12 protein-coding genes are annotated in these 10,776 nt (G+C 64.7%); 6 read left to right on the top strand and 6 right to left on the bottom strand.

Annotated elements, in window-relative coordinates:
- Window positions 1-155 precede the first annotated feature (155 nt).
- Complete coding sequence (gene fbaA, locus KVY23_RS24340) at window positions 156-1,196, bottom strand: class II fructose-bisphosphate aldolase (protein ID WP_206509200.1); 1,041 nt, start codon at window positions 1,194-1,196, stop codon at window positions 156-158.
- A 193-nt stretch (window positions 1,197-1,389) separates the two neighbouring features.
- On the opposite strand from fbaA, the gene KVY23_RS24335 reads away from it, so the two are divergent.
- Window positions 1,390-2,118 carry a VTT domain-containing protein gene (locus tag KVY23_RS24335; RefSeq protein ID WP_230558492.1) on the top strand — a complete coding sequence of 243 codons (729 nt, stop codon included), beginning with the start codon at window positions 1,390-1,392 and terminating at the stop codon, window positions 2,116-2,118.
- A 31-nt stretch (window positions 2,119-2,149) separates the two neighbouring features.
- Window positions 2,150-2,800: a DedA family protein gene (locus tag KVY23_RS24330; protein WP_075838422.1), complete on the top strand. Its 651-nt coding sequence runs from the start codon at window positions 2,150-2,152 to the stop codon at window positions 2,798-2,800.
- 2 nt (window positions 2,801-2,802) lie between these two features.
- Here KVY23_RS24330 and KVY23_RS24325 read toward each other — a convergent pair whose 3' ends face one another.
- The 4 genes from KVY23_RS24325 to KVY23_RS24310 form a co-directional block, all read right to left on the bottom strand.
- Window positions 2,803-3,918 carry a glycoside hydrolase family 76 protein gene (locus KVY23_RS24325; protein WP_075838385.1) on the bottom strand — a complete coding sequence of 372 codons (1,116 nt, stop codon included), beginning with the start codon at window positions 3,916-3,918 and terminating at the stop codon, window positions 2,803-2,805.
- Between the two features lie 40 nt (window positions 3,919-3,958).
- Window positions 3,959-4,633 (bottom strand): RNA methyltransferase, encoded by a 675-nt coding sequence (locus KVY23_RS24320; protein ID WP_241259688.1) that lies wholly within the window; start codon window positions 4,631-4,633, stop codon window positions 3,959-3,961.
- The gene (locus tag KVY23_RS24315; RefSeq protein WP_374108767.1) at window positions 4,630-5,253 is read right to left on the bottom strand and encodes a DUF6636 domain-containing protein; all 624 of its coding nucleotides are present in this window, start codon (window positions 5,251-5,253) and stop codon (window positions 4,630-4,632) included. The genes KVY23_RS24320 and KVY23_RS24315 overlap by 4 nt, the downstream gene beginning before the upstream one ends.
- 87 nt (window positions 5,254-5,340) lie before the next feature.
- On the bottom strand, window positions 5,341-6,174 hold the full coding sequence (locus KVY23_RS24310; RefSeq protein WP_075838388.1) for an SDR family oxidoreductase: 834 nt from the start codon (window positions 6,172-6,174) through the stop codon (window positions 5,341-5,343).
- A 42-nt stretch (window positions 6,175-6,216) separates the two neighbouring features.
- Between KVY23_RS24310 and KVY23_RS24305 the strand changes: the two genes are divergently transcribed.
- Window positions 6,217-6,669 (top strand): hypothetical protein, encoded by a 453-nt coding sequence (locus KVY23_RS24305; protein WP_075838389.1) that lies wholly within the window; start codon window positions 6,217-6,219, stop codon window positions 6,667-6,669.
- Here KVY23_RS24305 and KVY23_RS24300 read toward each other — a convergent pair.
- On the bottom strand, window positions 6,634-7,272 hold the full coding sequence (locus KVY23_RS24300; RefSeq protein WP_230558490.1) for a lysoplasmalogenase: 639 nt from the start codon (window positions 7,270-7,272) through the stop codon (window positions 6,634-6,636). The genes KVY23_RS24305 and KVY23_RS24300 overlap by 36 nt on opposite strands.
- A 229-nt stretch (window positions 7,273-7,501) precedes the next feature.
- Here KVY23_RS24300 and KVY23_RS24295 point away from each other — a divergent pair, with 229 nt between their 5' ends.
- The 3 genes from KVY23_RS24295 (at window position 7,502) to KVY23_RS24285 (ending at window position 10,617) form a co-directional block, all read left to right on the top strand.
- Window positions 7,502-7,993, top strand: a complete 492-nt coding sequence (locus KVY23_RS24295) for a hypothetical protein (protein ID WP_230558489.1) — start codon at window positions 7,502-7,504, stop codon at window positions 7,991-7,993.
- A 208-nt stretch (window positions 7,994-8,201) separates the two neighbouring features.
- Window positions 8,202-10,034 carry a hypothetical protein gene (locus KVY23_RS24290; protein ID WP_230558488.1) on the top strand — a complete coding sequence of 611 codons (1,833 nt, stop codon included), beginning with the start codon at window positions 8,202-8,204 and terminating at the stop codon, window positions 10,032-10,034.
- Between the two features lie 103 nt (window positions 10,035-10,137).
- Window positions 10,138-10,617 carry a class F sortase gene (locus KVY23_RS24285; RefSeq protein WP_230558487.1) on the top strand — a complete coding sequence of 160 codons (480 nt, stop codon included), beginning with the start codon at window positions 10,138-10,140 and terminating at the stop codon, window positions 10,615-10,617.
- The last annotated feature ends 159 nt before the right edge of the window (window positions 10,618-10,776 follow it).

Here is a 10,776-nt window from a genome sequence, read left to right as displayed (position 1 = left end):
TTGTCCGTCGAAGCGAGAGCCGACACATCACATGAAGGACAGCCAACGGCGTCAGAGCGAAAACGAGCCAAACTCCCGCCTCAACGAACAACTCCAGTATCACTGAGTGAAAATACATAGCCCGCTATGTATTTCCACTCACATGCGCGTAGCGCCTAACCTGCGGAAACGCTGCGTCCAGCCGACTTCAGGTCGTTGCATGCCTCGATGACACGCGCCGTCATCCCGGCCTCGGCCTTCTTGAGGTAGCTGCGGGGGTCGTAGGCCTTCTTGTTGCCCACCTCGCCGTCGATCTTGAGCACGCCGTCGTAGTTGCTGAAGAAGTGCCCGGCGATCGGCCGACTGAATGCGTACTGGGTGTCGGTGTCGACGTTCATCTTCACAGTGCCGTACTCGAGCGCTTCTTCGATCTCGCTCTTCGCCGAGCCCGATCCGCCGTGGAAGACGAAGTCGAACGGCTTGGATCCGGCAGCAAGCCCGAGCTTCTCGCTGGCGACCTTCTGGCCGTCGGCGAGCACGGAAGGCTTGAGCTTGACGTTGCCCGGCTTGTAGACGCCGTGCACGTTGCCGAACGTGGCCGCGAGCAGGTAACGCGACCCGGCATCGCCTGCACCCAGGGCCTCGACGGTCTTGAGGAAGTCCTCGTTGGAGGTGTAGAGCTTGTCGTTGATCTCCGCCTCGACACCGTCCTCCTCGCCGCCGACGACACCGATCTCGATCTCTAGGATGATCCGAGCCGCTGCAGCCTTGGCCAGCAGGTCCTTGGCGATCTCGAGGTTCTCGTCGATCGGTACCGCAGAGCCGTCCCACATGTGCGACTGGAAAAGCGGATTCTGGCCTGCATCGACGCGGGCCTGCGAGATTGCGAGAAGCGGACGCACATAGGTGTCCAGCTTGTCCTTGGGGCAATGGTCGGTGTGCAGGGCGATCGTGACGTCGTACTCGGCGGCGACGACGTGTGCGAACTCGGCCAGCGCCACCGCACCCGTCACCATGCTCTTGATGCCCAGACCGGAGCCGAACTCGGCACCGCCGGTCGAGAACTGAATGATGCCGTCACTCTTCGCGTCGGCGAAGCCCTTGATGGCGGCGTTGATGGACTCCGAGCCAACGCAGTTGATAGCAGGGAACGCGAATTTGTGTTCCTTGGCCCGGCCAAGCATCTCGGCGTAGACCTCGGGAGTTGCGATCGGCACGGCGGCATTCCTCCATCTGAAGCGTTTGTTTGTCCAGAGCAGTATGGCAAGCCATCGCGCTACGTGTCGCCGGTACCCGTGGGGTTCCCCGTCCCCCAATTGCGACAGACTGTGACAAATCGGCCATTCGCTCGCCCCAGTTTGGACGTCTCCTGTTCGGGTTGTCCCAGGATTGGGCGGTAGTGTGGGCGCCGTGAGTCTCCTTGCCGCATCCGACCCCGTGACGACAAACCTGGCTTTGCTGCCCGGGTTTCTCGATCCGGTGAACTTGCTCAACTCGTTCGGCACCTGGGTGCTGGTCGGGCTGCTGCTGGTTGTCTTCATCGAGTCGGGGCTGCTCTTTCCACTTCTCCCGGGCGACTCACTACTGTTCACGGCCGGCCTCATCGCAGCCTCCAAGTCCGAAGAGATTCCGCCGTTCGCGCCCATCGGCGTGCTACTGATCACGATTCCGATAGCGGCGATCCTCGGTGATCAGGTCGGGTATTTCATCGGCACCAAGGGCGGCGCCGCCCTCTTCAAGTCGAACGATGCACGCTTCTTCAAGAAAAAATACATAGACGAATCCCACGCCTTCTTCGAAAAGCATGGCCCGATCACGATCGTCCTGGCGAGATTCGTGCCCATAGTTCGTACCTTCGCACCCGTCGTCGCTGGCGCATCGAAGATGAAGTACTCGATCTTCCTCACCTACAATGTCGTCGGTGGAGTCCTCTGGGGAGCGGGCGTGACGATGCTGGGCTACATGCTCGGCCAAATTCAATTCATCCGCGACAACGTCGACTACATCTTCATCGGCATCGTTCTGCTGTCGGTGCTTCCTATCGCCGTCGAGGTGGGAAAACGCATGATCAAAGCCCGCACGACTCCGCTGTCGGAGGCGACTGAAGCCATCGACGCACAGCAGGATCAAACCCCCTGATTCCCGAGAGTCGGCAACAGTGATTCATTCGATGGGCCAATTCGGGCCCTTTCAGACCGCTGGACCATTGGTTGTGTGGCTCGTGGTGGTCACGTTCGTCTTCATCGAATGCGCCGTCATCATCGGTCTTTTCCTGCCGGGCGACTCCATGCTGCTCACCGCGGGGATCGTCATGGCCACGCACTCGTCAGGCACCGGCCACATCTGGGCGCTGTCGGTAGGGGCAATGGTTGCGGCAATTGCGGGCAATCAGGTCGGCTACGTCATCGGGCAACGCACAGGGTCGACCCTCATTGCGCGCAAGAACGGCAAGTATCTCAACACCGCGAATCTGCACAAGGTGAATGTGCTGCTCGAGAAGTACGGTTTCTGGGCCGTGTTGGTGGCGCGCTGGATTCCGTGGGTACGCACGCTGTGCCCACTCGTTGCGGGCGCCGCGAAGATGAACCACCGCCGCTACACCATCGCCAGCACACTCGGTGCCGTCATCTGGGCGCCGGTGCTGCTGCTGGCCGGGTTTTACTTCGGCAGCTTCCTCGAGAGGGTGCCGTGGCTGCTACCGGCAGTCCTCGTCGCGATGGTGGTGCTCCTCGTCGGCGGTACGGGCGCCGGAATCTGGCAGTACCGCAAAGAAATGGCCAGACCTGTCGAGGTCATCGAGGTCGAGGAAGTCCTCGAATAGCCCTACCTCGATCTCGCGTTCGATACGGACCAGGCAGCCTCCATCAGCATCCAGCCACCGAGCTGCACCGATAGGTCCCGCTCGGGTACTGCCGAGGACCGAACGGTGCCACCGCTGAAGGCGGCGACACTGTGGCTCGGACCGGGTAGACGTGCCTGCGACTCCCACGCTGCACCGAATAGTGGATGATCCTCCACTTCGAGGCGGTTGTGCCAAGCTGCTCCGGCGGACGCGAGAACGATCGACGCAGCCATCTCGCGCGCCTCGCGGTCCTCGTCGGAGTCGCCGGGGAGAGTCGTTGCCACCAACGCCAAATAGCGGGCAAGAATGCCATTGAACAGACCACCGTCACCGCCGCCTCCCCCGACGACGACGAGGTCGCGGGTCAAGCGTGCCTCGACGGTGGCGACGAGCGCGTGGACCCGTTTGTTGTGCCGCACGTCGCCGAGGTGCACCGCGAGTTCGGTCTCGAGGCCCAGAACGACACCCTGGCAGTAGGTGTACACGGCGCGATCGAGCACCCCTGAGCGTCCCCGGATGCCGTCGAGAATCAACCCGCTTCCAGGATCCGCGAGTGTCGAGTCGATCCAGTCGGCCATGGCCTGCGCACGCCAGAGACGTCCGGTGCGGGCGAGCAGGATCGCAGCCGGACCGTTGGCGGGAGCATTGAAGAAGTCATCGCCCTTGCGCCATGGAATTCCGCCACCCGCCTTGGGCACCCAGGCATCGACCAGCTCGGTCTCGATGCTTTGGAGAGCGTTTCGGTGATCGAGTGAATGGAGGCGTTGCGCGCGTTCGAGCGCCAGTCCGAGCCAGGCCATGTCGTCGTAATAGTTGTTGGTCCACCCAGTGATGTTCCGAATGCGATGCGAGCGTGAAATCTTGGCCAGTCTCCGTCGCCGCTTCGCGGTCGGTTCACGTTCGGCGGCGTCGACGGCGCAGTCGAGGAGATGGGCTTGCCACCAGTAGTGCCACCGGAAAAACAACCGTTCACGACGCACCGGCGGCCACGCCACAACGCCGAGGGCGGTGCCGGGAAGGCCAACCAAGCGGCGCACATGACGGGCCATGACAGCTCCCTCCGCAGCATCCGCTCGCTGCGCCCACACCTGAGACATGTCTTCAGATACTGCCATCTCGCTCCGACACCTCTTGCCGTCAGTTCCAGGCCTGGGAGATGTCTGCATGGCGACGAACCCACGAGTGCATGGCGATTCCCGCGGCCACCCCTGCATTGATGCTCCGGGTCGAGCCGAATTGCGCGATGGACACAGTCATCGACGCGCCCGCCCGCGCGGCCTCGGTGACTCCCGGTCCCTCCTGCCCGAACAGCAGCAGGCAGCGCCGCGGCAGCACGGCGGTCTCGATGGGTACCGACCCGGGCGTGTTGTCGACGGCGACGACCGTCAAGTTCTCGCTGCTCGCGTAATCGAGGAGGTCGGCGACGGATTCGTGATGGTGAATGTGCTGGTACCGATCGGTCACCATCGCGCCTCGGCGGTTCCATCTCTTCCTCCCGACGATGTGAACTGCCTGCGCGGCAAAGGCGTTGGCCGTGCGGACAACGGTGCCGATGTTGGCGTCGTTGGCGAAGTTCTCGATCGCCACGTGCAACGGATGGCGGCGGGTATCGATGTCTGCAACGATCGCTTCCCTGGTCCAGTACCGATAGGCGTCCACCACATTGCGACGGTCTCCGCCGTCGAGCAGCTCGGGATCATACTGCGGTCCGGTCGGTCGTGGCGCGTCGAACATCTCACTCCACGGGCCGACGCCGTTGGGATTCTCACCCCACTCCGTCGGACCCGCAGCGCTATCGGCCTCGTCGCTCAAAATGTCTCGTTGCTGTCCGGGGCGATCCGGAAACCGTGGCCGGTCGAGTCGTTGGCGCAGGCTATTCCGTCGGGTGTCGATTTGCACGTGTAACCGTCGGCCTGAATCTGCTGGCCCACCCCGAGCGGAGGATCGATGGTGTCGCCGCCGGAGGTGTACACCGCACCTCCGGCGCACATGAACTGCGCGGCATCGTTGTTGGTGACGCGGATGCCGTTGCCCCAGTTGATCATGCACTCCTCTGGGCGCGGCGGCACCGGCGTCGTGACTCCCTGGCACCCAGCTTCGGTTCGGCTGGCCAGCGTCACGATCCCACATTGGAATCGTCCGTCGGGCGAACTGAAGTAGTGCGCGGCGTCCAGCGCGGCATATGTGGTCTGCGGCGCCGGGACGACCTCGGGTTCGGTCGCCGGCGGCAGGGGCAGCGGCACGTCCTCGGTGGTGAGAACTGGCGCCGGTATCGACGGCGGCGGCGCAAGGGTGGTCGTCGTCATGCTGGTGGTCGACTGCGGCGCGGCAGCGGCGGCGGAGACATTCGCCCCCGACTCACCCCCGCAGCCCGCGAGGAGAGCCACCGCCGCCACCGCCGACGCCACCAGCACAACATTGTTCGACTTCACATTCACGAACCCGACCCCCACTTCCGATCACGCGTATCACCGAGCGACCCTACCGGCGATCCACCGCATCCGGCGTCGGGCGGCCTTCTAGGTGTGGCTGAGGCGCCGGTTGACCTCGCGGGTGAGCCAGGCGGGGGAGAATCGCGATCCCAACGACAGCGCCTTCGACTGCAGACCGACCGGGAAGTGCACCTTGTGCAGCACCCGCTTCGACGGCCTGGTGGCTTTGAAGATGGCCTCGGAAACGTCGTCAGCGGTGAGCCGGATGCCGAGGGAGTTGGTGGTGCCCGTGGACACGCCCTCGGTCATCGCGGTTTGCACGAAGAGCGGCCACATGGCCTTGACCGAGATGTCGTGCTCGGCCCACTCGAGGTCGAGGGCCTCGGTGACTCCGCGCACTGCGAACTTGGTCGCGCCGTAGGTGACGAGCTCGGGTTGGCCGTAGATCGCCGACGCCGAACACAGATTGATCACCTGGGCTCCACTGGTGGCCTTGAGGTAGGGGAACGCGGCCAGAGTGCCGTAGACCACGCCGTTGAAGTTGATGTCGATCTGAAGCTTGTGCACCTCGAGCGGCATCTCTTCGAAACGACCCGCACGTAGGATTCCGGCGTTGTTGACCAGTACGTCGAGTCGACCGCCGGCCTCGGCGCCGAACTCCTCGAGACGTTGCTTCCACTGTTGCGGATCGGTGACGTCGAGGACTCCGGTGACGACACGTCCACCGGCGGCGGTGATCGCCTTGCTCAACGATGCGAGTCCGGTCTCGTCGATATCGTATGCACCGACGAGGTAACCCGACCGAGCAAATTTCAGGGCAGTTGATCGTCCGATCCCGGCTGCGGCGCCGGTGATGAACACAGTAGGTGAGGACACCACGACAGGATAGGCGTTACGGCGGATATCGGTAAGTACCCGCATCACATTTGGGTCTACTCTGGACACGCATCGAGGAGATACCGGGTGAACCACAATCGAACTGTTCGTGCAGTTGCTGTCGTCACGGTCGCCTACATCGTCGTGTTGGCGATCTGGATCGGCTGGCTCCGCGACCGCACGCCGCCAGGCACACTGCCCTATCAGCTTGCGGCGCTCGTGGCCGGCTTCGGTTGCGCGCTGGGCTTGGCGATGATGTTCGCCGGTCGGGGAACCGCCGAGCAACGCCGACTCGAGGCCCACGGCGTCGAAGGATGGGCGACGATCGAGGATGCCCGCCGCATCGACGCGAACTCGACCGAGCTGCATCTGCAGTTCACCATTCCGGGTGCGGAGTCCTTTGCGGGTCGCATCGTGTACACGATTCCCCCATCGGAGTCCGCGCGGTTCGCCACCGGCTCCATCGTTCCGGTTCTGGTCGACCCCGCAGACCACCACCGCGTCCTACTGCTGCCGAGACAGACCTTCGACGAGAAGTAGCTGCGCTCCGGCGTAGGTCGCCAATATCGCTCCCTCCGCATAGCGCCGGGGTGCATCCGCGTGCAGGAACAGTCTTCGCCACACGATCAACCCATCGGAGACGGTGAAGAGTATCCCGCCCAGCGCCAACCTGCGTCGAGTTCCGCGATCAGGTGCCGCAGCCGGAGCCGCCGCGAGCGTGGCCATCGTGGCAAGCGTGAGCCCGTATCCCGCCAGGCCGGGGGCAACAGCCGCGGAACGACGCGCCAGCAGCGTCGCGGCCACCGCCCATCCCCCATACCGGGGGACTGCCTCGAAAACGGTCGGTCTCGCGCCACGCGAGATCAGCATCGAGCTGTAGCAACCCTGCATGATGGCGAACGCGGCGGCCCCGCGCAGGATCCGACGGTCGTCGTCCGGATCGATCAGCAACACATCGCCGATCGTCGCCGCGGCGAGCGCGGTACCGAGGGCAGGCGTCATCCGCGGCACACCTGCGGCGAGCGCAGGGACCATCAGCGGCTTGGCCAGACGGTGCATTCTGTCGGCTCCGGTCACGGCGCCAACGACGGTGGCGGCGACAGCGGCAGCGAACGTCAGGCGGGACCAGTTCGAACGCTTCATTCACATCTCCTCGGGATGAACCTGGCGAGCGAGTGTGATGCTCGCCCGTTCTCCTTGAAGTGGACCCCGCACCTTGTCATCGTGGAAGGATAGACACTGGACACGACAGGTTGGGACCGCCATGCGCCGGAAACACACAGACCACTCCGGGTCGTCCGACGTCGATGCCCAACGTAGCCGCAATCCTCTGCTTCGTCGGTCGGACAGGATCCAGTCGAGGGTGCGCGCGATGACCTTCACGCTCCTGGCGCTCATGCTTCCGCTGTCGGTGTGGCTCGCGGCGTCCACCATGTCCGCCCAACAGGATCGCGTCGCGGAACAGCAACTCTCGCGACACTCTGTCACCGCAGTCACAACCACCGAGGCGCGTGCCGATGCCGCAGCCGCGCCGACCGAGTTCGGGACGCAGACCGCCGCGTCGGTCGACGCCACCTGGACCTTCCGAGGTGACCATAGCGGGCAGGTCACCGCCGAAGTCGGCACGCCCGCCGGGACCGAAATCGCGATCTGGGTCGACGACAGCGGTGAGCGTTCACTACCGCCGATCACGAGCACCGACGTGCTCGTCGCCACGACCTTCATCGGTTTCGGCAGCTTTTTCGCCGTCGGCACCCTCTTGATGGGAACGTACGCAGCCGTGAGATTCCGACTCGATGCCGAACGCGAAGCCGAGTGGGACCGGGCGATCAAGAACTTCTTGGACGAGAACAGCCTGAGCTGACGTCCTTGGGGTTTATCCCACTTGTCACAGATGCCACATATGCAACATCAGTAACAGTTGCATAAATGTTTGCTGTGCAAAACATGAGAGACCTATCGGTCCGTTATGGTCCTGGAAGCACAAGTACGTGTGCCTCACTAAATGCATTTCCGGATCGGGACGGAGGTGTCGGCGGCTTCGGCCGCCACCGACCGAAGGGCCAAGTTCCATGTCACAGAAGTCGATAGCCAGATCTCGCCGGACTCGTCTGGCTGCAGCCGGTGCCGCGATCGCGCTCTCCGTCGCGGTCGCAGGACCCGGCACCGCTCTGGCGCAGGACAACGAAGCACCGTCCGGTACCTCTGTCGAGCAACAACCGGCGACCGAGTCCACCGCCCCGAGCGACGGCCCCGCCGAGAACGGTGAAGGATCCACCGGTGACGGCGCAGGCGTCGAGGCCGGTAGCGCGATCGGCGCCGAGGGTGAGATCACCGCGCCCAACCCGATTGTGACCGAGGGCGGGGAAGCTGCCCTGCCGGCCCCGTCCGCCCAGCACCCTCTCCCCCACGTGACCGGCGGGATCGTCGTCAATGCCGACGGCAGTGTGACGGTCAACCTCGACATCGTCCCGCAGCTCTCCGACGCTGAGAAGCAGGAACTCATCGACGCCGAGTCGGCAACGAAGGCGGCTGCAGAGGAAGCGTCGGCAGCGCAGGCACGCTACGACGAAGCGGTAGCCAAGGCCGCCGAATCCGACGACGCTGCGGACGCCGCCGAGGTCGAAGCGGCAGCAGCAACACTCGAGGCGAGCAAGGCGAAGCAGGCCGCGGAGACGGCGAAGGTCGACAGCCTCGCCGCTGCCGGCCTTGCTACCGAAGCAAAGGCAACAGCAGCCGCCGCCGACGAGGCAGCCACCGCAGCCCAGGCCGAAGCCGAGGCTGCAGCAGCGGCAGCGGCCACCGCCGACGAGAACGCAACCCAGCTCGAAGCCGAGGCTCAGGCCAGCGGTTCCCCCGAGGCCGTCACGGCAGCCATGCAAGCGCGCGCCGACGCTACGGCGAAGGCCGAGATAGCGGCAACAGCCCAGGCTGATTCCGACGCCGCGGCACAGGCAGCGAGCGAAGCCGCCGACGCACTGCCCGCTGCATTCGCAACACTCAACGCCGCGAAGATCAACAAGGCGGTTCGCGCCGCCGCTGCAACTGCAGCACGTGCACTGTCGGCCTTCGTCGAGGCACAGACCTCCGCGCGGATCGCCGCAGCCGCCGAGGCCACGGCCGGCGAGCTCGAGGCTGCCGCAGCCTCGTCCACCGAAGCTGCAATAGCCGCCACGGCCGCTGCCGAGGAGGCTCGTACCGCAGCAGATGCTGCCGCCACCGAGGCAGCCGAGAAGGCAACGGCAGCAACCGAAGCCGCTGCTGCTGCGACGGCAGCCGGAGCGGAAGCGACACAGGCACAAGCGGATGCGGACGCCGCGGCAACAGCAGCCGCCGACGCCCAGACCGCCGCCGACTCAGCAGCAGCACGAGCCGAGGAACTGACCGCGGCTGCGGACGTGGCTCGGACCGAGGCCGACGCCGCAACAGTGACTGCCGACGGAGCCAAAGCCAGCGCCGAGGCCGCACAGGCCGACGCCGACGCAGCAGCTGGAGCCGAGCAAGAACTGAAGGACAACGCAGCCGAGCTGGCCGCGAGCGGACCGAAGTTCTCGCTCACCATCAATCTCGGTGAGGCCGTTCGCGAGGACGTCGACGTCACCGAGGTCGACGCCAACAACGTCGTCGTGGACGAGACCGGTGTGCAGTTGGTGGGCGTTTCCAACGAGGACGGTTCGTTCACCGTGGTGGACTACTTCACCCAGAACGACGACGGAGTCACCGTCAATGCCGGTGAGCTACCGGCCGTCGATCTCGCGCTCGGAGACTCGGCGACATCGGCAGCGGCCGACAGCGGGTCGAGCAACCTGCCCATGATTCTGCTGGGCGTCGGGGTCGTCGGCGCTGCCGCCGTGGGCACCACGGTGTACCTGCGTCGTCGCAACTCGACAGATGCATCGGCATAGGTTTGCCGTTGCTCTGACGGCGGTCCTGCTGGTATCGGGTTGTGCGAGCGAAGAACCTACACCGGCACCACCGGACCGCTCGGCGGTGGAGTCACGGATCTCCGTGGCCCCACCGCCGGACGTCGTCGTCGCTGCGGCGCAACCGAACTGGATAGAGCTCCGGGCCGCGGACGGAGTGACGTACATGAGCAGCACGATCAACCCCGACGGTCTCTTCCGCGGCGGTGCGAGCGGCCAGGTGCTCGATCCGGTCGACGAGCGGCCCGCATGGTGGACCGAGAGCGGTCTCCCCGGAACCGATGCACAGCAGACTGTGGTGGTCGTCGGACACAACTACTCGCAGCGGGAAGCCCCCTTCCGCGCCCTCGGTGTCGCTCAGCCCGGCGACGCGGTAGTACTCGACACCGCCAACGGAATTCTCACCTACACAGTCGAGTCCGTCGGCCCGCTCCCCAAGGGGTCGCTACTCGGCGAGAACGAGCTACGACGAGCGGTGCCCGGCAGGCTCATTCTCGCCAACTGCGACGTCCGGGACGGCGAGCCGACCGAGGACAACTTCATCGTCGTCGCGCAATTGCAGTAGGCGGCTTCGCGCATGTGCGCGGAAATACATAGCCCTCTATGGGCGGATTCGAGCGGTCGTCGCAACGTGCCTGATCATTGAGGGATGGTTGCGGTGGTTTATCGGTTGTACACCCATGACGTGCGGATGACGTTCTGGTCGTTGCGGAGCTCTGGTCTG

This window comes from Rhodococcus sp. I2R (assembly GCF_020889545.1).
In the GTDB taxonomy this organism is placed as follows: domain Bacteria; phylum Actinomycetota; class Actinomycetes; order Mycobacteriales; family Mycobacteriaceae; genus Rhodococcoides.
Note: the sequence above shows the minus strand (reverse complement) of the source record. Positions and strands in the feature narration are given on the sequence as shown.